Raw genomic sequence first — 21172 nt, 5'->3', positions numbered from 1 at the left:
CCCCCGGATTCGCGATGGGGGCAGCCGCGCTACCGGGCCGGTTCGGCGGACTGGCGCAACGTCCGCGACAGGCCGAGCGCGGCTGTCCGCACCGCGGGGGCCAGGTGGGCGGGGCGGAACTGCTCGCGCGGCACCGCCACCGACAACGCGGCCACGACGACCGCGCCGCGGAACACCGGCGCGGCGATGCAGCTCACCCCCGGTGCGGCCTCCTGCTCTTCGTAGGCCAGACCGGACACCCGCGTCTGCTCCAGCGCTGTGCGCAGGAGCACCGGGTCGGTGATCGAGGACGGCGTCAGCGCCGGCAGCGGATCGGCGAGGACGGCCTCCGCCAGCTCGGGCTCGGAGAACGCGAGCAGCGCCTTGCCGATCGCGGTGCAGTGCAGCGGCAGCCTGCCGCCGATCCTGGACGGCAGCGGGACCGCGTCGTGGCCGTGGATGCGTTCGAGGTAGACGACGTCGCGATCGTCGCGGATCCCGAAGTGGACGGTCTGCCGGGTGCTCTCGAACAGGTCCTGCAGGAACGGCAGCGCGGTCTCGCGGAGGTCCTGCCGGCGGGGCACGAGCGAACCCAGCTCGAACAGCGCGCCACCCAGCCGGTACCGCTCGCCGTCACGTTCCAGCAGGCCGAGGCGGACGAGGTCGCCGACGAGTCGGAAAGCCGTCGTCTTGGTCAGCCCCGCTCTGGTTGCCAGTTCCGTGAGGCGGAACTCGCCGCCGTTCGGTCGGTAGACATCGAGCACGGCGGCGGCCTTGTCGAGCATGTTCCCGTAGTGGCTGTTCCGCGTCACGGAACGAACTTTGGCACACCCCACCGCTTCGACCTATACCTGGCACGTCACATCCCACCCCCGGAGGTCCACGATGTCCTCGACCCGATCCCGCCGGGTACCGCGGTGAACGCCGCCGTCCGCAAGGCCGCGGAGGCGCTCGCGACCGCGGCCGACACCGCCACGCCGTGCCCGCCGGTCCGCGACCTGTTCGCCGACGGCGACGTCGACGCCGCCTACGCCGTGCAGCGGCTCAACACCGAACGCGTGCTCGCGGCCGGGCACCGCCTCGTCGGCCGCAAGATCGGCCTGACCTCACCCGCCGTGCAGCGCCAGCTGGGCGTCGACCAGCCCGACTTCGGGGCGCTGTTCTCCCACACGGCACTGGACGACGGCGCGACGGTGCCGGCCGGCCGACTGCTGCAACCCAAGGTGGAAGCGGAGCTCGCGCTGGTCCTGGGCTCCGACCTGACCGGTGCGGAGTGCACCACGGCCGACGTGCGCGCCGCCACGGCGTTCCTCGCACCCGCCCTGGAGATCGTGGACAGCCGGATCGCCGGCTGGGACATCACGATCGTCGACACGGTGGCCGACAACGCCTCGTCGGGACTGTTCGTCCTCGGCGACGCCCGCGTGCCGATCCACGACGTCGAACCGGCCGACGTCGAGATGCGGTTGCACCGCGGCGACGACCTCGTCTCGAAGGGCACCGGCCGCGACTGCCTCGGCGACCCGCTCGCCGCCGCGGCCTGGCTCGCCTCGACGCTGGCCAAGCGCGGCGAGCCGCTGCGCGCCGGGGACGTCGTCCTCACCGGCGCGCTGGGCCCGATGGTCCCCGTCGTGCCCGGTGACACCTTCTCCGCCCGGATCTCCGGCCTCGGGTCGGTCCGGATCAGCTTCGCCCCGGAAGGGAGCACCCCGTGAGCGGCCCCGCGAAAGTGGCGATCATCGGCTCGGGCAACATCGGCACGGACCTGATGATCAAGGTCCTGCGGCAGTCGGACCAGCTCGACCTCGCCGCGATGGTCGGCATCGACCCCGACTCCGACGGCCTCGCCCGCGCCCGCCGCCTCAAGGTCGCCACAACCCACGAGGGCGTCGACGGCCTCGTGCGCCTCGACGAGTTCGCCGACGTCGAGTACGTCTTCGACGCGACCTCGGCCGGCGCGCACCGGCGCCACGACGAAGTCCTGCGCGCCCTGGGCCGCACCGTCGTCGACCTCACCCCCGCGGCGCTCGGGCCCTACGTCGTGCCGCCGGTCAACCTGGACGAGCACCTCGACGCGACCAACGTCAACATGGTGACGTGCGGCGGGCAGGCCACCATCCCGATCGTGGCCGCGATCGGTGCGGTGACCCCCGTGCACTACGGCGAGATCGTCGCCTCCATCTCCTCCCGCTCGGCGGGCCCGGGTACGCGGGCCAACATCGACGAGTTCACCGAGACCACCGCGTCCGCGATCGAGAAGGTCGGCGGCGCCGCGCGGGGCAAGGCCGTCATCATCCTCAACCCGGCCGAACCCCCGCTGATCATGCGCGACACCGTGCACTGCCTCGTGTCCGGCGCGGACACGGAGGCCATCACCGCGTCGATCGAGGCGATGGTCGGGCGCGTGCAGGCCTACGTCCCCGGCTACCGGCTCAAGCAGGAGGTCCAGTTCGACGCCGTCGCCGCCGACGACCCCCTGCACCGCCTGGTCCCGGCCGGCGCACCCGCCGACGCCGTCAAGGTCTCCGTGTTCCTGGAGGTCGAAGGTGCCGCGCACTACCTGCCCGCCTACGCCGGGAACCTCGACATCATGACCTCGGCGGCCCTGCGGACCGCCGAGCACATGGCCGCCCGCCGCCGGGAGGACAACCGATGAGCAGCCTGTACGTCCAGGACGTGACCCTGCGGGACGGCATGCACGCCGTCCGGCACCGCTACACCGTCGACCAGGCGCGGTCGATCGCCGGCGCACTGGACGCGGCGGGCGTCGCCGCGATCGAGATCGCCCACGGCGACGGGCTGTCCGGCTCCAGCATCAACTACGGCGTCGGCGCGCACACCGACTGGGAGTGGATCGAGGCGGTCTGCGACGTCACCCGGCGCGCCGTCCCCACCACGCTGCTCCTGCCCGGCATCGGCACCCTGCACGACCTGCGGCAGGCACACCGCCTCGGCATCCGCTCGGTCCGGGTCGCCACGCACTGCACCGAGGCCGATATCTCCGCCCAGCACATCGGCGCCGCCCGCGACCTGGGCATGGACGTCGCCGGATTCCTCATGATGTCCCACATGGCCGAACCGGCCGAACTCGCGCGACAGGCCAAGCTCATGGAGTCCTACGGCGCCCGGTGCGTCTACGTGACCGACTCCGGTGGCCGCCTCACCATGGACGACGTCCGCGACCGCGTCCGCGCCTACCGCGAGGTCCTGGAACCGGACACCGGGATCGGCATCCACGCACACCACAACCTGGGGTTGGGCGTCGCCAACAGCGTGGTCGCGGTGGAGCACGGCGCGACCCGGGTCGACGCCTCCCTGGCCGGTCAAGGCGCCGGTGCCGGCAACTGCCCGCTGGAAGCCTTCATCGCCGTCGCCGACCTCACGGGCTGGGACCACGGCTGCGACCTGTTCCCGCTCATGGACGCCGCGGACGACCTGGTCCGCCCGTTGCAGGACCGGGAGGTCCGGGTCGACCGCGAAACCCTGAGCCTGGGCTACGCCGGGGTCTACTCCAGCTTCCTCCGCCACGCCGAAGCCGCCGCGACGCGCTACGGCCTGGACACCCGCGCGATCCTCGTCGAAGTCGGCCGGCGCGGCATGGTCGGCGGCCAGGAAGACATGATCACCGACATCGCGCTCGACCTCACCGCATCACCCGCAAGCCGCTGAAGCACACGTCCTCGCGGTCTCACAGCGCGTGAACCCGATCAGCGTCCCTCAGCACGACGGTCCACGAGCACCCCCCCGATCAACGATCAAGGGTCGGTCTGCCGACCACCTCATCGGACCGGCTCCCGGATCAACGCCCAAGACCGCAGCACCGGTCCACCCAGGCGTACCTCCTGAACCCCTCGTCATCGCGGCGTGGGCGCCTCGTCACCTCGACATCCAACTCCCCGTGCCGAGTCGAGGACCGCGCCATGACGGTGTCCGCCCCGCCGCGTCCCACCACGCTCGCCGAGTGGATCGCCGCCACCATCCCGCCGGGCATCCCGGCCCTGGACGCCGCTTCGGTCGGGAGTCTGCGGTTCCTGTTCTACGGTCGCGCTTTCACCCACGAGCACCAGGACCCGCGTACCTCGCGGGCGTGGCAGCTGGATGTCTCGCGCAGGCTCACCGACGGGCACGGCGCGATCGTGGGGGAGTACTTCGAGGTCGGGTGTTCCCGTCAGGTTCCCCGGCATCTGCGGCCTCGGGTCGCGGCGATGCTGCGCTGCATCGCGGCGAACGCGGACCGGGCCGACGCGGTGGTGGTCGGCGAGTACGAGCGTGCGTTCCTCGACGGCGCCCAGGTGCGGGAGCTGCGAGCGGTGCTGGAGCAGTTCGGGGTGCAGCTGTGGCTGCCTGAGGCCGAGGGGCCGGTGGACTTCGACAACCCCGCGCACGAGGCGTTGCTGTCGCTGCTCGCGATGCGCTCACAAACGGAGGTGATCCGCTCCCGCCACCGGGTCGTCACCGCCATACGCGTGCAGACCGTCGATCGGGCTCGTCTTCCGCTGCGACGCCACCCGCGTCGAACTCCTCGAACGCGGTGCCGTCACGTCAGCGCGCACACCACGCAGGCGCCTTGTCCGGCAGCCCGGACACGACACGCTTCGGAACGGAGACGACCAGCTCCTGCCGGCGGGGCGTCATGGGGTGCGGGTGTGGATGCCGAGGCGGGTGGTCCGGTCTCGGTGGACGGTCCGGGGTTTCCGGGGTTGTCGACCGTGTTGCACGGTCACCGCAGCTCAGCGGCCCGGTGCAGAGTTCTGGCACCCCACACGCCAACGGCGACACCAACATCGCCCGTGCCCTTCGACGCGCCAACCGCCGGTCACAGGACCTGATCACCGCCGTGACCAGCAGCTACCCCGCAACGCAATGACCCTGCCGGCCTGGCACACGCGCTGACGCCGCGACTTCGGTCGACAGTTCCGCGGACGTGACACCACACGCTCATGGACCTCCCGGACCTGCGACGACTGGGATCGGGCGGGCGCTCCGACGTCGACCGGGCAGGCGGACGCGCTGGTGACCAGGCTCTCCGGCGGGCAGCCGCTCCTGCCCGTCGACACGGTGAACCTCCTCCGCGACCTGTACCTGCGCCACTCGCGGGAGGAGAAGAAGGACGAATGAGCGCCCGTGCCACGACGACGGCCGGCCCGCGAGCGGGATTCGCTCGCGGGCCGGCCGTGGTCGGTGGAGAGGTCAGGGGAGGACCTCCAGGTGGGCGTTGACCCGGTAGACGCCGCCGTGGCCCTTGTACCAACCGGACATGGTCGGCGAGCGGTGGTCGTCCCAACCGAGGTGGACCGGGTTGGTGTACATGAACTCGGCGTTCGACGGCAGCTTGACGTTCACGTGCTGCGGTGCGAAGACGTCGTCCTTGACGAGCTTGATCAGCCACCCGATGAAGACGTTGACCAGCCATGCGACCGCCTTGCCGATCGCGCCTGCGATGGCGGCGCCGAGGTAGGGCGAGAGCAGCCCGCCGATCAGCTTCGCGATCGCGTCCTGCACGATGCCCTTGACCTTCTCCCAGGCGGTCGTCAGGGCGTCGGAGAACCCGCCGAGATCCTCCTCGGAGAGGAAGACGCTGTGCCCGTAGTACCGCGGCCACACGCCGGGCTGGGACATGTCGAGCGTGGAGAACCGCTTGCCGCCGTTGCCGTAGGTGATGATCTCACCGGCGTCGAAGTCGTCGTGCACCTGGAACGGCGGGACCTTCTTGGTCACCCCGTCGGAACCGACGACCACCCCGCCCATCTCGATCTCGTCGCTGAACCACTCCTGGGAGGTCGTCTCGAAGCACTTCACCGACGTGATGTCCAAGGCGAGCGCCTTCACCCGCTTGATGGTGGACGGGTCGACGCCGAGCCTGTCGGCCTCCTCGTCGACCTGCTGCTCGGCCGCGCGGCCCTCGATCGCCAGTTGGTCGGCCTGGCTGGTCAGCCGGGCGGTCAGCGCGGCCCGGTCCACCGGCAGCGTCTCGGTCCGGAAGACGCCCGCGAACCCCAGCCGGGCGTGCGTGGTCCAGTCGTTGCGGCCGTACTGGCCGAACTCGGCCATCCTGGCGTCGACGTCGGCGTTCACCATCGCCTGCGCCGAACGGGTGGCTTCCCGCAGCACCTCCGCCGGCATCGTGAGCATCCCGGCCTGGAGGATGGCCTCCACCGAGCCCTCCGGGTACACCCTGGTCGGGTCGGCCGCCACAACCGCCGTGGAGTACTCCAGGGCGTCCGCCGCGGCGCTGGTGACGGCCAGCACCTCCGGGTCGGTGCGGGTCGGGTCCGGCGTGGTCATCGGCGGGAAGTCCTGGTCCTCCTCGACCGTCGTGGCGGGGTTCACCTGTGCGACGGCCTGGGCCGGGACCAGCGTCGCGGCCACGGCGGCGGTCACCAGGACGGCGGGCAGCGCGTAGCGCCAAGTGCTTCTCGGACGACTACGGAAGTGTGCATCCATCGCAGCTTTCCCCTCGGTTTCCGGGCGATCCCTGTCCGCCCGACACCGACAGGTCTACGGAGGTGTCGTTGTCCTGCGGTTGTGGTGCTGTTGTGACCGGTGCCCGGCACCTGGAACACCCCGCTGACCTGGTCAGATCCGATATCCGCGTGCTGGGTCCGGTCTGCGCGCACGGCTCCGGCGGCGCGGCGGCGCTGGCCGGCACCCGACAGCGTGCGGTACTGGGCGTGCTCGCCCTGCACGCCGGCGAGGTGCTGTCCGCGTCACGGCTGGTGGACGTGTTGTGGGGCGAGGACCCGCCGCGCACCGCACTGCGCACCCTGCACAGCCACGTCGCGCGCATCCGCCAGGCGCTGTCCGCCTGCGGCGTGCCCGAGGCGTTGACCACGCGGAACCCGGGCTACGTCCTGGACGTGCCGCGTGAGGAGGTCGACGCGCACCGGTTCGAACGGCTGGCGTCGGCCGGGCGGTCGGCCCTGACCGGGGGAGCAGCGGTCGACCGGGCGGTGGCGGTGCTGCGCGAGGCGGTGGGCCTGTGGCGGGGCGACGCGTTCGCGGGCACCGACCTGAGCTCGTGGGGCGAGCACGAGGTGGAACGCCTGCACGCGCTGCGGCTCTCCGCCGTGGAGGACCTCTGGGAAGCCGAGATCCGCGCGGGCGGCCACGAGGCCGCCGTGCTGGAACTGCCCCGACTGCTGGCCGAGCACCCGACCACGGAACGCCTGGTCCGGCTGCACATGCTCGCGCTCCACCGCTGCGGCAGGCACACCGACGCCCTGGACGCGTTCGCCCGCCTCCGCCGCACGCTCGCCGACGAGTTCGGCGTCGACCCCGGCCCGGAGCTGGTGGACCTGCACACCGCCATCCTGCGCCGCGAACCAGTGCTCGACCCGCTGCCCGCGGCGGTCACCGTGCCGCCGCGGCAGCTCCCGGCCAGGGTCGGCCACTTCACCGGCCGCACCGCGGAGCTGGCCGAACTGGACCGGGTGCTCGCACCGCACGACGCCCGGGACGGGTTCCCGATCGTGGTGGTCGCCGGTGCCGCCGGCATGGGCAAGACCTCGCTGGCCGTGGAGTGGGCGCACCGGGTCGCCGACCGGTTCCCCGACGGGCAGCTGTACCTGGACCTGCGCGGGCACGACCCGAAGCTGGCCCTGCCCGGCCGCGACGCGTTCGCCCACCTGCTGCGCGCCCTGGACGTGCCCGACGACCGGATCCCCGGCGAACCCGACGAGCAGGCCGCGCTGTACCGGTCGCTGCTGCACGGCAAGCGGTACCTGGTGGTGCTGGACGACGCGGCCGGCGTGGAGGACGTGCTGCGCTTCGTGCCGCCCGGCCCCGGGAGCCTGTTGCTGCTCACCAGCAGGCAGAACATGGCCGCGTTGGCCGCCCGGCACGCCACCCGGGTCGTCGGCGTGGCGGCCCTGTGCGACGACGAGGCGGTCAGCCTGCTCGGCAGCGTCATCGGGGACGACCGGGTGGCCCGCGAGTCCGGTCCGGCGGCCCGGCTGGCCCGGCTGTGCGGCGGGATGCCGTTGGCCCTGCGCATCGCCGCGGCCCGACTGGTCGGCCGGCCCGTCGGCGCGGTCGCCGAGTTCGCCGCCGAACTGACCGACTCCGAGCGGCTGGACGGCCTGGCCGTCGTTGGCGACTCCCGCACCGTGCGGACCGTCCTGAACAGCGCCTACCGGCCGTTGACCGCGGAGGTGGCCCGGGTGTTCCGCGGGCTCGGCCTGCACCCCGGCCCCACGTTCGGCGGCGACCTCGGTGCCGCCGTGTGCGGCCTGCCCGCCGCGGCCGGTCGACGTGCCGTGGCGGAACTGGCCGCGTCACACCTGGTCACGCCGGTGGAGCAGGGCCGCTACCGGTTCCACGACCTGATCCGCGAATACGCCCGCTGCCGCGTGCGCGCCGACGAACCCGACCACGACGGCACCGCGCGGCTGGTCGACTGGTACCTCGCGGCGGCGTTCCGGGCGAGCAGGCTCATCGACCCCGACCGCAGCCCGGTCACCCCCACCCCGCGGCACACGCCGGCCGAGCCGCCGTTCGCCCCGGACAAGCGCGCGGCGCTGGCGTTCCTCGACGCGGAGCGGGCCAACCTGGTCCCGGTCGTGGCGCACGCCCGGGAGAACGGCCACCTCACCGCGGCCTGGCAGCTGACCTCGCTGCTCACCAGCTTCTACGACGCCGCCGGCCACTGGCACGACCGCGTCGAGCTGTGCCGGCACGGCGCGGCGGCGGCCGGCGACCTCGGCGACACCGCGGCCGAAGCGGAGATGCTGCGGGCGCTCGGCGTGGCCTACTTCATGACCCGCAGGCTGCCCGAAGCGCTCGCGGCCAGCGACCGCGCCCTGACCGTCGCGCGTGCCGTCGGCGACCTGGCGGCCCAGGGCCACATCCACAACAACATGGCCAACATGCACGCCGAGCTGCGCCACTTCGACCGGGCCGTCACCGCCCACCACCTCGCCGTCGAGCACAGCACCGCCGCCGGGAACGACCTGGGCCGGGCGCTGGCCCAGCGCAACCTCGGCCACACGTACGTGCGGATGGGCCGGCCGGACCTGGCGTTCGCCCCGCTGCACGAGGCGCTGCGCCGGCTGCGCGAGCTGGGCCACGCCCGGCTGGAAGCGGGCACCCTCGACACCCTCGGCGAGGCGTACTTGCAGGTCGGCGAGCGGCACCGGGCGTCGGAGCACTTCGAACGCGCGCTGGCCATCAGCCGCGACATCGGCGACCGCTGGCTGGAGTGGGAAACGCTGCTCGACACCGGTATCGCGCGCCTCGACGGCGGGCACCACGCGTCCGCGCTGGAGCGCTTCGAAGAGGCGCTGGCCGTCAGCCGCGAGGTGGGTGACCGGCACGGCGAGTCCTCGACGCTGGGCCACATCGGTCGCGCGCTGCTGCTCGTCGGCGACCTCGACGCCGCCCGCGAGCACCTGCACGCCGCCCTCGTCGTGAGGGAACGCGTGCCGGACCCCTACGAGGAGGCCCACGTCCACCGCAACCTCGCCGATCTCGCCGACCGCCTGAGCGACCCGGTCGCGGCCCACCACCGCCGGACGGCGATGAGGCTGTACGAGCAGGCCAACGCCCTGCCGGACGCCCAAGCGCTCAGCGCGTGACCGTGGGGGGGGGCGATGACCACCGCCCCCCACGGCCAGAGCACTTCGCCACGCGGCCCGATCAGGTCGGGGGCCGCACCGTCACCGTCGCCCGGCTGGTGCCGACCGTCCCCGCCGACGGGTCGAAGATCTCGACCACGAAGTACCGGTCCGGCTCCCGCTCGGCACCCGGCAACAGCCGCACCGCGGCCATGCCGGTCGTCGAGCCCGCGGGGATCGTGACCGTCCCCTCGCGGACCGGTTCGTAGTGCACGCCCGCCACGGCCGTCCCGCCGGACACGTGGAACCTGACGGTCACCGGCATCTCGGCCGCGGACGTGAGGTCCAGCTGCACGCCCGTCCACTCCGGGTCCCAGCAGATCTTGCCGCCGTCGAGCGACACCGACAGCGAGTCGTCGTCGTACACCGTGCCGAGGCCGAAGACGTCGTTGACGATGACGACCCCCTGCGGGTCGTACAACTCGACCGCGATCGACTCGTCCTCCTCGACCTCCTGGTCCGAGACCAGCGGCACCTTCACGACCAGCGGCCCCTGCCCGACCTGGAGCACCCCGTTCACCGGCGTGTAGTCGTTGTGCGCGGTCGCCCACCCCTCCACGCCGTTGTAGTCCTTGGTCCGGTACGCCACCGTCCCCTGCCCATCGCACCCCGGCGCCACGTCCACGGTGAACACCAGCGCGTTGGCCGCGTTCAGGCTGCCCTCGTACTGCCCGGCGTTCTGGATGGTCACCTCGGGCACGCACGTGGCGGTCGCGGTCGCGGTGTGCACCATCATCGGCGTCAACGCCGCCGCGGCGGTGAGCACTGCCGGTATGAGTCTGCGCATCTTCCTGTCCCCCTCTGACTGCCTTGCCTGGTGACAGGAATACGCGAGCCCTGTTGCGGCCCGGTTGTGAACGTCCTGCGACGAGACGGGAGGCCCGGAACAAGAGTCGTTCCGGGCCTCCGTGTCATCGGCTGGTCAGGCCTGCGCGGCACGTCGGGCTCGGCCAGTTCCGGTTGCCGCCGTGCCGGACGGTGCTGGCCGTAGGGCAATGGTCGCCAATTTCGTCGAACAACCGGCACATGCGCTTCACCGCGGTTCCAATGGGCTTGCCGTCGACATCCTCAACGACGTCGGGGTCAAACGAGTGGCTCTGGCGCACTTCCGGTGGTGACGGTTGGTAGCCGGTCGCGGCCGTGACCTTACGGTGGAGATCGATCCCCTTGCGGGGAAGGTGCTTTCGGGCTGTCAATGCCTTCGTCATCGCAGCCCCGGGCGCCGGACGGGACGGTCACAACCCGGATGCGGACCGCGACCACCGCCCTCCGCCACCCACCCGACGACCGGAACCGACAGTCCGGAAGTACCGTCCCCGCAAGTGAACCGCCCCGGGTTCGATAGAGACTCGTTCAGTTGACTGCTCCAGCCGGGGTTGGCTGATGTTGACGGTAGTAGACGGCCTCGACTTCGGCGGGTGCCAGGTGCCCGATGCTGCCGTGCAGCCGCCGGTTGTTGTACCAGTCGACGTATTCCAGGGTGGCGTATTCGACCTGGTCACGGGTGCGCCAGGGGCCCTGTCGGTTGATTAGTTCGGTCTTGTACAGCCCGATGGTCGACTCGGCCAGGGCGTTGTCGTAGGCATCGCCCACCGAGCCGATCGAGGCGTCGATCCCGGCCGCGAGAAGGTGGTCGGTGAACGCGAAAGACGTGTATTGACTGCCCGCGTCCGAGTGGTGGATCAACCCCGCCGTGACCGGGTGACCCGTGTGCCCGCGGGCCCACAACGCCATCTCCAGCGCGTCGAGCACCAGCGCGGTGCGCATGGAGGTGTCGGCCTTCCAGCCCACGATCCGGCGGGAGAACACGTCGACGACGAACGCGACGTAGACGGTTCCCGACCAGGTCGGCACGTAGGTGAAGTCCGCCACCCACAACGCGTCCGGCCGTCCGGCGGTGAAGTCCCGGTCGACGAGGTCGCCGGCGCGGCGCCCGTCCTTCGCCGGGATCGTGGTGCGGCGCGGACGGCCCCGCACCACGCCGGTGATGCCCAGTTCGCGCGTCAATCGCTCCACGGTGCACCGGGCGACCGTGATCCCCTTGTGACGCAACGTGGTCCAGATCTTGCGCGCCCCGTAGACCTCGTAGTTGTCCCGCCACACGGACAGGATCTCCTCGCGCAGTTCCCCGTCGCGGACGGTGCGCGCCGAGGCGGGGCGAGTTCTGGCGGCGTAGTAGGTGGACGGGGCGATCGCCACGCCTGCCCCACGCAGGACACGACAGATCGGCTCGACCCCGAACTCCTGTTTGTGGCGGTCGATGTAGTCGATCACCGTTGCGTGGGGCGGTCGAGCTCCGCCGCGAAGAAAGTCGCCGCCGATCGAAGAATCTCGTTGGCGCGCTTGAGTTCCGCCACCTCACGCTTGAGGCGCTTGAGTTCCGCGGACTCCTCGGTCGTGGTACCGGGACGGGCACCGTGGTCGACCTCGGCCTGCCTGATCCACTTGCGCAGCGTCTCCGGGGTCACCCCGAACTTCGGCGCGATCGAGGACACCGCCGCCCACCACGACGGGTACTCATCCCGATGGTCCTGGACCAGCCGCACCGCCCGCTGACGCACCTCGGCCGAGTGCCGTGACGTTCCTGCCATGACTCCATCCTCCACAAGCAATGGAGTCCCCACCAAAGCCGGGGCGGTTCAGTCGGGCTGACCCAGATACTCGTGGGTCACGGCCAGACTGTGGAACACATACCCCTGCCCGTGCCGGTCTCCGATCCGTCGACGTACCTCCAGCGAACCGGTCAGGTGCGCCAGCGACTCGTCCAGAAGCCCCAAATCCCGGTACACCGAACCCAGCCGGTTCAACGTGATCGCCACACCCCGTTCATCGCCGATGCGCTCACGGACGGCCAGCGACTCACGCAAGTCGTCCAACGCCGCGGAGAAGCGCTTGTGCCTGCGGTGGAGGTAGGCGCGTCCGGCCAGGGCGGCGCCCACTCCCCAGCCGTCGCCGATCCCGCGACTGAGCGCCAACGCTTCCCGGTACCGCGCGGCGGCGTGGTCGTCCTGCCAGAGTTCGTAGTGGATGGTGCCGAGTCCGTAGAGCAGATGGGCTTCCACCGGCCGGTCGCCCGCAGCCCGCGCGCTTTCCCTGCCGATCTCGAACGTGGTCGCCCAGTCGAGCCAGTACTTGCGCAGGTCGAAGAAGCTGCACAGCGCGACTGGCAACCGTGCGGCGATGGCGTGTTCGCCGGAGTCCGCCGCGAGGCGGACGGCTGCCACCAGGTTCACGCGTTCCGCCTCGCACCACCGCATCGCCGCCGCCCGGTCGGCGAACTGCTCGCGGGCCACCCGGTCGTCGGGCAGCGGCAGCCGGCGGTAGAGCGGCAGCAGGACGCGGTCGGCCGCGTCCGCCGCGTACAGGTACCACGCCAGGACGCGGCGGATCGCGCCCGCACATCCAGGGGCGTCCGCGGCAAGTTCCACCGCGTAAACCCGGAGCAGATCGTGCAGGCGGTAGCGGTCGCGGGCGGTGCGTTGGACCAGGTGTGCCGACACCAGTGCTTCGACCAGGCGCCGGGCCCGGCCGGGCGTGGCGTCGAGCAGCGCGGTCACGACGCGCAGCGAAAACTCCGGCGTCGGGTGCAGACCGAGCGCCCGGAACGCCGCCGCGGTCTCGTCGGACAGCGACCGGTAGGACCAGGAGAACACCGCGCGCACCGCCGACGACGGGTCCCCCTCCGCGGATAGCAGGTCGAGGCGGTCCTCCTCGGCAGCCAGTTCGGCGGTCAGGTCGGCGAGCGTGGCGAACGGGTCGGCCGCGATGCGTTCGGCGGCCACGCGCAACGCCAGCGGCAGATACGCGCACTGCTCAGCCAACCGCGCGGCCCCGTCCGGGTCGGCATCGACGCGGTCGGCGCCCGCGGTCGCACGCAACAGGGCCAGGCACTCGGCCGCCGGCAGCACGTCCAGGCCGAGGCGGACGGCGCCGTCGCGGGCCACCAGGCCCGCCAACCGGTTGCGGCTGGTGACCACGACCGTGCCGAACGCGGACAGCAGCGGGCGTACCTGGTCGGCGTCGGCGGCGTTGTCGACCACCACGAGCAGCCGACGGCCGTGGGTGAGCGAGCGGTACAGGGCCGCCTTGTCCTCGTCGGAGACCGGGATCGTCTCCGGGTGGACGTGCAGCGAGCGCAGGAAGCCTGTCAGGGCCTCGCCGGAGGTCACCGGACCGCGTGGCGAACTGCCGTGCAGGTCGACGTAGAGCTGGCCATCGGGGAAGCCCTCAAGGTGGCGGTGCGCCCACCGCACGACCAGCGAGGTCTTGCCGACCCCGGCGGTGCCGGTGACCACCACCACCCCGCCCTGCCGCGCACGCTCGTCCAGCCACGCCAACTGCTCCTCACGACCGGTGAACCCGGCCACGTCGGCGGGCAGTTGTCGCGGCACCGGCCGCGCGGGAACATCGACATGAAGATGCACACCCCCGTGCACGGTGCCCGCCTGCACAGCGGCCCCACCCACGCGACCCGACAACTTGTTCACCGCGCTCGTCTCGCCCATCCAGCGAGTCCACACGGCAAGCCACCCGCCCGCACCGAAGAACTGCGGGCACGCCCAGCACGATATCGCGTCGTTCCGGCGCTGTCAGTCACCAACGGCGCCCGCCTTGCGCCACACCCCGCAGCAATACACCCCGTAAGACTCGGATCTGTTGAGCGCGAAACATCCACGACCCGTCGGCCCGCGGGCGACGGGCAAGACGCGTCCGACACCTCAGCCCAGGCACCGATCAACAGCACCAGCCCCGATTCGAATATCCACACCGACCGGGCGATACCGGCTCGGAAACTACGCGAACGTCCTGACATGCCGCTGATCGAGCATGGCGGCGAACGTCCGCTAGTGCCGAGATTCGGTAGACGCGCGAACGCTTGCTCGCACGGTTTATGGTCCGAGCGACAGTACTGGTCCAGAGTTGCGGAGGTGGTTCCTTTGACTGACATCGCTGCGGACAAGCGGACCGTGATCGACACTGTGGCGGTGGAGCTGTCCGAGCCCGTGGCTGCACTGGCCACTTGGTCGCCCTGGATTCCGTTTGACGTGTTGCCTGCGGCGGCGCCTCGCTCGCCGGGGGTGTACTTGGCCGCCACCACGGCGGGACTGGTCTACGTGGGTATGGCTGGAGACCGCCGGGGCGTGGGCCTGCGTGGCAGGATGGCCGCCTACTGCACCGGCAAGGCGGCGGTGTCCGGTTTGGGCCGAGCGGTACTGGATCGCGCCTTGAACGATGGAGCGTTCCTCAGCAGGCGGCTGGCGGCCTTGACCGCTGGGGAGCGGCTGGACGTGAAAGGCTGGGCGGCCCTGGCCATGTGTGAAGCCGGGTTGTGGCTGTGTTGGGCCACCACGGCCGACCGGGCCACCGCGGTGGAACTGGAGAAGCGCGTGCTCACCGCCCTGCACGAGCAGCAGCTGTGGAACCTCCGCCGCTTCTGAACCCGACGTGGCGTCAAACGCTGAGGGGCGCGATGGAGTGTCGGGATGGGTGGGCAACACCGCCTTGTCACGATGCCCGCATGAATGAGAAGAGCACCGACCCGAACATGTACTTCTGGGCGCTGGCGAAGGCCGCCGAGTCCTGGGCGCCGACTGCGGCGAGGCGTGGCCATGCGGCGTGTTGAACAGGGCCGTGACGGACCTGAGATTGGTGCCGGCGAGTAGCTGATCCGTTCGGCTGGAGTTGCTCGGCGTATGTACCTGGCCGACTGCGCGGTGCACCTCGTAGGCATGTGGACCACCCTGGCCCCCGCTCTGATCGCCGCGACCGCCGCGCTCGGTGGCGTGACCGTCGGCGCCCTGGTCGAACCGCTCAAGCTCGGTGCCGCGCGGCGTGCCCGTGTCCGCGACGACCGGGCGGCACGATGTGCGAAGTTGATCGAGGCGTCGATGACGTGTCGAGCCCGTCTGCTGGCGCTGAACCAGGCCCACCGTCGCGCCGCGTCCGGAGTCGAGGTCGACGCGACGCGCGAGGAGGAGTTGGTCGAGGCCTACCGGCTGGCCCGCAACGAGCTGCGGCAGGCCGTGGCGCTGCTGCGGCTGAGCGGCCCGGACGAGCTGGTGGACGCCGCTATGGGGGTGAGGGAGGCTGAACGCGCGCTCCGCGGTGCCCGGTTCGTCGGCGACGACGGCGAGCGCTTCGACAAAGACAGGCCGCCGAAGGCCGTGCTCGACGTCGCCCACACGCTAGAGGATGTGGTGCACGAGTTCGCGGCGACAGCACGGAAGCTGCCGGCGTAGCGATCTCACCGTGTCGGTCGATCGCCCGGCCGCGCGACTGCGGCGACGCTGTCGGGATGCTGACCCCATTGATCACCGGCCTGTTCGCGCTGGGCGGTGTCGCGCTCGGCGTGATGCTGGAGCCCGTGAAGGCACTGTTCGCGGCGCGTGCCCGGTCCCGGCAGGAGAGAGCGGAGCGATGCGCGCGATTGGTAGAGGCCGCGACCACGGCCCGCTCGACGTTGATCCGGCTGAACACACTGCACCGCCGCCGGACACTCGGGGCCGACGTGGTGGAGATGGCCGAAGAGTTCGAGGTCGAGAACACCTATTACACGGCGCGCAACGAGATCCGGCAGGTCTCCGGCCTGCTCGACCTGTCCGGTCCGGACGAGCTGGCCGCCGGCGCGCGGGCCGTCCGCCAGGCCGACCGCGAGCTGGGGATGGTGCGGTTCATCGCGGAGGACGCATCCACGTTCGAGCGGTATACGTTGCCGCTGACTGTGCGGAAGGCCGCGGACGCGATGGAGGCGGAGGTGCGAGCGTTCGTGGACGTGGCGCGCCAGTACGTCCGCTGACCTCCGGACCTCAGTTCGTTTTCACGGGAGCGGGAAGTCGTGGGCGGTCTCGATCGGCTACGTAGTCGAGCAGGGGCTCGGTCGTGGCGGCTTGCTTGCGGCTGGTGGTGGTGATGATCGGGTCGGTTCGTCGGCTGTTCGGCGGTGGGGTGACCGCACTTGGCAGCTCCGATCCGACATGGGGCCGACAATGAGCGGTGTGTCCTACAACGCGGCCCGCAGTCGCGGGTGGTCGGCGCAGGCGCGTGGGCGTAGGTCGAGTACCACCGCTTCATGCTCTCGGAGATCATCCAAGGAGCGCGCAGCTTCTTGGCCTTCATCGCGTCGGTCATGGTCTGATAGCCCATGAGCGGCCCGTGCCGCGTCGAGCGCAACTGCCAGATGAGGCCCGGCAGGTAGTCGCCCTCGAAGAGGTTCGTGACGTTGTACCGGTCACGCGAGTCGTCAGGGTGGAAGCGCAGCTCGCCGGGCACCGTCACCGTGTTCGAGTAGTCCGACTGCCCGATCCGTTCACGGACGAAGCGGGCCTGGAGGCCGACCGCCTCCCATCTCAGCAAGGACAGGGCGACCGCATCGATGTCGACCTTGATGGCGAGAACTTCCGTCGTTGACATCCGTATCCTTCGGGTAACGAATCAGGCACGGATTCAACCACGGCAGACGGCGACGTCCGTTTGGTCGAGCGCGATGCGACTGGCTGGAGGCGCAACATCTAGAGGACTACTACGCCCGATCGGCTCTAGATCTGCTGACATGCTCACGACACCGTCCATCCCCGCCCGGTCGATCAGTAACCGTGTACACGACTCTGACGATGATTCGTATGTGAGCGATTTGAAGGACCCAAAGGCCGAGACGTCCAACCACGCCGTTCGGCAATCCGGATTGACGGCGTGGCTCACTGGTCTACCAAGTGCTGGAAAATCGACAATTGCGAACGGTGTTGCGAGCCGTCTGCGAGCCGAGGGGCACAGAGTCGAAGTGCTCGACGGCGACAAGATCCGCCGAGACCTCACCGCCGACCTTGGGTTCAGTAGGGTCGACCGCGAAGAGAACGTACGCCGCATCGGTGTTCTGGCGGTGATGCTTGCGCGCAACGGCGTAACGGTTCTGGTATCGGTGATTGCCCCGTATGCGGCTAGTAGAGAAAAGGTTCGACTTCTTCACGCCAGCGAGGGGATAAAGTTTCTCGAGGTGCACATCGCTACGCCCGTCGCGGTGTGCACTGAGCGCGACGTAAAGGGGCTATATGCCCGACAGAGGGCGGGTCAGCTTAGTGGTCTTACCGGCGTAGATGATCCGTACGAGACGCCGTCCCACCCTGATCTTCGAGTCTTCACCGACACTCAGACGGAAGTCGAGTCTGTTGACTCCGTATACCAGCTAATTTCCCATAGGTAGTTGCCAGTTGCGTCGAGCAAGACAGTATGACCAAACTAATCTTTCCCTGAACTGAGCGCCGCCTTTACGTCAGTGGAGTGGGAGTGTCCGCGCAGGACCCGACGAAGCTTTCCTGGCAGGACCCGACCTCCACTATGCAGGCAGTCGGTATCGAAGATGGCTAGGCTTCCTGCCGGACTATTCATTGAGATAGCTACCCGGCCATCGTGGCCGAATTCGATGGGTAGATCGGATTCCGGAATTCCGGCGCCGAGGTGAGCCTCGCGGATCATCTTGCTGTGGCGATGGCTGCCCGGGACGAACTCCGGAGCGCCATATGCCCGGCATGCGGGAGTAAGGCATAAAAATGCTTTGAGGGCATGCTTTCGATCGTAGTGCAGTTCGGTCACAGGCGTGGAGTGGGCGACGTCAAGAGTCAGATAGGCGGCGTGGTTGATAGTGGCAGTTCGACCAAGATAGGATCCGGCGATCCCGCGCAATGTGGTGTCAGTAAGGAAGGTGAAGGTCTCTGGTAGAATAGCCGCGATCTGGTCGGTGACCAGCCGTGCCGCGCGTGACCCTGTGCCTGGACGATAATTGTTCAGCTCGCGCGTGGTGTCGATCTTTGCCGCGAAGACCTGATTATGTTCGTCGATTAACTGCTCAAGCTTGCGCCCGGTCGCCCATCGCTCAACTATTACAACCCCATACTTGCGCAGGGCGGCAACGCAAGTAGCGATATCGACGGATGCAACTGAGGCAATGATTGGAAGACCGACGCTCATGCATATCCCCATGCGTCACCCAACGCTGCCAACTCAGTGCGATACGGCCGCACGGTCGGGTGGTCCCAACGCGGGGAGCAATAAATGTCGTTGGGTAGCGCCGCGAGCGCTGCCTGCTGCCAGTCTCTCTCGTTGGACAGCTTGGTTGTGTTAACCAACTGTGCGAGCGATACCTCGGTCTGGGTCACCAAGTCTTCGAGACGAACTAACAATGTCGGAAACGCCGAAGTGGCAAGGAGATGGGCAGCTTGCCGTAGATGGAGTTCAACGTATTGCACAGCCTCCGCAGGTCGCATGCCGTCCACCACCGACTCGGTGAGGCCGATTACAGTCTCTGCGGGATGGCGAATTGTATATATCAAGGCGTCAGCCGGTCGCAACAGCGAAAGCGCAAGAGGGGCGCAGTGCGGGCCAGTCTTTAGAGCTAAGTGGGTTGCATCATCAAGGCCAGCTGCCTTGAACAGTGTCTGGCGCACAAGAGAACTCCATTGCTGCAGGGGAATTTCTGCGGGAAGCATCAGTTGTCCATACACCGGGATGTACATCGGTTGAGCCTGTACGGATCTTGCTAGGGACATAGCCGCAACCCGGCCACCCTCGCCCATCGCCTCCAGCCGCTCGAAAACATCAGTGAACGCTTGCGCCGCGCGCCGCGGCAACCAAACCTCATTGTCGCTGGGCGCGTGGATGAGTAGCTGGATAAAAGCTGCAACCACTGGCGGTCCGAGCGATTGGCACACAATGGCGGACCGGTGGCGCCCCAGGACATCAAGCACCGTGTCCGCGCCACAGCGACCTGGTCCGGAGGCTACAAGTATGAGCCTGTCATGGTCCGACACGGCCTGCCTCCAGGGCTGCAACATGCGCTTCGACCGCGTCCCGGACGGTGATCTCCAGAGGTATCGGATGCACCCCATGCCGCGTACACAGGTCTCGCCATGCGGCCGGGCTTGCTGGACTGGGGCTATGGTTGGCTGGCATCGCGGCACGAACAAGCTGCGTTCGCTGGCGTGTTACGGCGTACACAGTGTCAGCCACTAGCTCGGCGAGACCGAAGAGATCCACGGGACCGGCTGTTGCGTGAAGTGTCATGCGGCGCCGGTCAGGCGCAACGGAGACGGCTGCCAGTACGGCCGCCGCCTCTCGAACGTCGAGCAGGTCGACTGGTCGGGTGTGCTGAGGGACAGTGATCGTCCTATCGCGGATCGCATGAGCGGTCATGCGTGACAAGAACGATCGTCCGAGGCCGCCAGGTGACGGGCCCGCCAATACCGTGAGTCGCAGCACGCACGTTGGTCCAGGATGGGCGGCCACCAGCTGCTCCGCAGCCTGCTTGCTGCGGCTGTATTGGTCTGGAACCGCCGAGTCGACAGCGCGGGAAGAGGCCAAGACGATCACAGTATTCGACCGCACGGCCCGTAGTAGCGTGGCGGTGGTGGTGACGTTGTCGGCCCAGATCCGCTGGGCGCCGTGCCCGCGAAGCCTGCCAGCGCAATGCAGAACCGCTTGGCAATTCAGGGCGCCTGGGCGGAGACGTTCTAGGCGCTCGGCGACGATAGCGTGTACGTAGTTGCGCTCCGCCAATGCCTTGGTGACTGCGCTGCCGAGATAGCCCTTGGAACCGGTGACGGCGATAGTCGACGTGATCACTAAGTAAGTACCTCCGGCCCAGGGCGGTCGGCGTTGACGACAACGCCTGACACCGTGTTGATGAGTAGGCCTACAGTCGGCGATTCCAACACTGACTGGGAATAACCGAGAATCAACGCCTCGTACAATAGGTCTAACTCATTGAATCCGAGTCGGGCCCGTAGTCCGGTAAGTCCGGTAGGTCGCGCGTTGATCTCGAACACGCGGATGGTTCCGTCATTGCAGCATCTCCCTTGTAGGTTCCAGACACCCCATGCGCCTAGCGAACCCAAGGTATGATGAAACTGTTGAAGAAGAACGTCAATCTGCGTGTCGGCTACAGTTTCCACAAGGCGGGGAACGCCCGCTGCCAGCGTATTGCGACTACAGAAGTGGCCGATCTTTTGTCCTCGTCTATCCAAGAGGAGTTGCAGGGAATACTCGCCATCTTGCCCCCCAGGGAATTGGCCGTCCCAGCTACGTTGGTCCCGCGAGCCCACCTGAAGGAACTCCTGAGCAATGTCCACGTCCGGACGAAAACAGGCACGCAATCCGCTTTCGTTTCGCGCTAGTCGGACACCGCGCGATGAGTTTCCATGTCGAGGCTTGATTATCAGTGGCCAGCCGAATCGGCTAGCCAACTTCGCAGCACCTTCAATGTCGTCCGAAGTTCCAGCAAACGGCAGTCCTATGGCACCAAACATACGCACAGTAGCTGCTTTGTCATAGGCGGCCGAGATCACGCTTCCCGGTCCGCTGGTCAGCGTCGCCCCACGTTCAGACAACGCCAGGGCGATTTCCAATAGCGCGACGGCGTCCTCGTCTCTGCCAGGTACCAGCAGGCATTGGCCAACCGTTTCCACCAGCTCCAGAACTCGCGTCTGGAAGGCCACGCGGTGTGCGGTCGGAGGGCATGCTAAGGCGGTAACACCCATCGGTATATCTGCGGGGACCGAACTCATCCCCGTGATCCGGTAGGCGTTCCGACTGAG

At 68.9% G+C, this 21172-nt stretch carries 19 protein-coding genes and 1 other annotated feature; of the genes, 9 read left to right on the top strand and 10 right to left on the bottom strand.

Going from position 1 to position 21172, the window contains the following annotated elements:
- Positions 1–29: 29 nt before the first annotated feature.
- Complete coding sequence (locus tag ACRAKJ_RS26760) at positions 30–791, bottom strand: IclR family transcriptional regulator domain-containing protein (protein ID WP_438926316.1); 762 nt, start codon at positions 789–791, stop codon at positions 30–32.
- A 105-nt stretch (positions 792–896) separates the two neighbouring features.
- Here ACRAKJ_RS26760 and ACRAKJ_RS26755 point away from each other — a divergent pair, with 105 nt between their 5' ends.
- From ACRAKJ_RS26755 to ACRAKJ_RS26740, 4 genes are all read left to right on the top strand, one after another.
- Positions 897–1694, top strand: coding sequence for a fumarylacetoacetate hydrolase family protein (locus ACRAKJ_RS26755; protein ID WP_438926315.1), 798 nt, complete (start codon positions 897–899; stop codon positions 1692–1694).
- The gene (locus ACRAKJ_RS26750) at positions 1691–2635 is read left to right on the top strand and encodes an acetaldehyde dehydrogenase (acetylating) (RefSeq protein ID WP_438926314.1); all 945 of its coding nucleotides are present in this window, start codon (positions 1691–1693) and stop codon (positions 2633–2635) included. Before ACRAKJ_RS26755 ends, ACRAKJ_RS26750 begins: the two co-directional genes overlap by 4 nt.
- Positions 2632–3648 carry a 4-hydroxy-2-oxovalerate aldolase gene (gene dmpG, locus ACRAKJ_RS26745; RefSeq protein ID WP_438926313.1) on the top strand — a complete coding sequence of 339 codons (1017 nt, stop codon included), beginning with the start codon at positions 2632–2634 and terminating at the stop codon, positions 3646–3648. Before ACRAKJ_RS26750 ends, dmpG begins: the two co-directional genes overlap by 4 nt.
- Before the next feature lie 251 nt (positions 3649–3899).
- Positions 3900–4808 (top strand): recombinase family protein, encoded by a 909-nt coding sequence (locus tag ACRAKJ_RS26740; protein ID WP_438926312.1) that lies wholly within the window; start codon positions 3900–3902, stop codon positions 4806–4808.
- Between the two features lie 361 nt (positions 4809–5169).
- On the opposite strand, the gene ACRAKJ_RS26735 is transcribed toward ACRAKJ_RS26740, so the two are convergent.
- Positions 5170–6423 (bottom strand): hypothetical protein, encoded by a 1254-nt coding sequence (locus tag ACRAKJ_RS26735; protein ID WP_438926922.1) that lies wholly within the window; start codon positions 6421–6423, stop codon positions 5170–5172.
- Positions 6424–6572: 149 nt separating this feature from the next.
- On the opposite strand from ACRAKJ_RS26735, the gene ACRAKJ_RS26730 reads away from it, so the two are divergent.
- Positions 6573–9551 carry a BTAD domain-containing putative transcriptional regulator gene (locus tag ACRAKJ_RS26730; RefSeq protein ID WP_438926921.1) on the top strand — a complete coding sequence of 993 codons (2979 nt, stop codon included), beginning with the start codon at positions 6573–6575 and terminating at the stop codon, positions 9549–9551.
- 61 nt (positions 9552–9612) lie between these two features.
- On the opposite strand, the gene ACRAKJ_RS26725 is transcribed toward ACRAKJ_RS26730, so the two are convergent.
- The 4 genes from ACRAKJ_RS26725 to ACRAKJ_RS26710 form a co-directional block, all read right to left on the bottom strand.
- Entirely contained in the window at positions 9613–10377 is a 765-nt protein-coding gene (locus ACRAKJ_RS26725; protein ID WP_438926920.1) for a Calx-beta domain-containing protein, read from the bottom strand.
- A 124-nt stretch (positions 10378–10501) separates the two neighbouring features.
- A complete protein-coding gene (locus ACRAKJ_RS26720) occupies positions 10502–10798 on the bottom strand; it encodes a hypothetical protein (RefSeq protein ID WP_438926919.1) in 297 nt (98 codons plus the stop codon).
- 145 nt (positions 10799–10943) lie between these two features.
- Positions 10944–12181, bottom strand: a protein-coding gene (locus tag ACRAKJ_RS26715) for an IS3 family transposase (protein WP_438927070.1) whose coding sequence is annotated in 2 segments (ribosomal slippage) — positions 10944–11902 and positions 11902–12181 — 1239 coding nt in all. Because the reading frame shifts where the segments join, the coding sequence is not laid out codon by codon here.
- Positions 11775–11906, bottom strand: a sequence feature (AL1L pseudoknot). Its footprint overlaps the gene before it by 132 nt.
- A gap of 48 nt (positions 12182–12229) precedes the next feature.
- Complete coding sequence (locus ACRAKJ_RS26710) at positions 12230–13981, bottom strand: tetratricopeptide repeat protein (protein ID WP_438922688.1); 1752 nt, start codon at positions 13979–13981, stop codon at positions 12230–12232.
- A gap of 546 nt (positions 13982–14527) precedes the next feature.
- Between ACRAKJ_RS26710 and ACRAKJ_RS26705 the strand changes: the two genes are divergently transcribed.
- From ACRAKJ_RS26705 to cysC, 4 genes are all read left to right on the top strand, one after another.
- The gene (locus ACRAKJ_RS26705; protein WP_438922689.1) at positions 14528–15028 is read left to right on the top strand and encodes a hypothetical protein; all 501 of its coding nucleotides are present in this window, start codon (positions 14528–14530) and stop codon (positions 15026–15028) included.
- A gap of 291 nt (positions 15029–15319) precedes the next feature.
- Positions 15320–15829 (top strand): hypothetical protein, encoded by a 510-nt coding sequence (locus ACRAKJ_RS26700; protein ID WP_438922690.1) that lies wholly within the window; start codon positions 15320–15322, stop codon positions 15827–15829.
- A gap of 68 nt (positions 15830–15897) precedes the next feature.
- Positions 15898–16386, top strand: coding sequence for a hypothetical protein (locus tag ACRAKJ_RS26695; RefSeq protein WP_438922691.1), 489 nt, complete (start codon positions 15898–15900; stop codon positions 16384–16386).
- Between the two features lie 825 nt (positions 16387–17211).
- A complete protein-coding gene (cysC, locus tag ACRAKJ_RS26690; protein ID WP_438922692.1) occupies positions 17212–17787 on the top strand; it encodes an adenylyl-sulfate kinase in 576 nt (191 codons plus the stop codon).
- Between the two features lie 35 nt (positions 17788–17822).
- Here cysC and ACRAKJ_RS26685 read toward each other — a convergent pair whose 3' ends face one another.
- From ACRAKJ_RS26685 to ACRAKJ_RS26670, 4 genes are all read right to left on the bottom strand, one after another.
- On the bottom strand, positions 17823–18551 hold the full coding sequence (locus ACRAKJ_RS26685) for a phytanoyl-CoA dioxygenase family protein (protein WP_438922693.1): 729 nt from the start codon (positions 18549–18551) through the stop codon (positions 17823–17825).
- On the bottom strand, positions 18548–19096 hold the full coding sequence (locus ACRAKJ_RS26680; protein ID WP_438922694.1) for a hypothetical protein: 549 nt from the start codon (positions 19094–19096) through the stop codon (positions 18548–18550). Before ACRAKJ_RS26680 ends, ACRAKJ_RS26685 begins: the two co-directional genes overlap by 4 nt.
- 280 nt (positions 19097–19376) lie before the next feature.
- Positions 19377–20201, bottom strand: a complete 825-nt coding sequence (locus ACRAKJ_RS26675) for an NAD-dependent epimerase/dehydratase family protein (RefSeq protein ID WP_438922695.1) — start codon at positions 20199–20201, stop codon at positions 19377–19379.
- Positions 20201–21073, bottom strand: a complete 873-nt coding sequence (locus ACRAKJ_RS26670) for an ATP-binding protein (protein ID WP_438922696.1) — start codon at positions 21071–21073, stop codon at positions 20201–20203. Before ACRAKJ_RS26670 ends, ACRAKJ_RS26675 begins: the two co-directional genes overlap by 1 nt.
- Positions 21074–21172: the final 99 nt, after the last annotated feature.

The sequence above is a fragment of the Saccharothrix sp. DSM 118769 genome, from assembly GCF_052936295.1.
The sequence above is the reverse complement of the archived record's forward strand: the minus strand, read 5'-3'. Positions and strand labels throughout refer to the sequence as shown.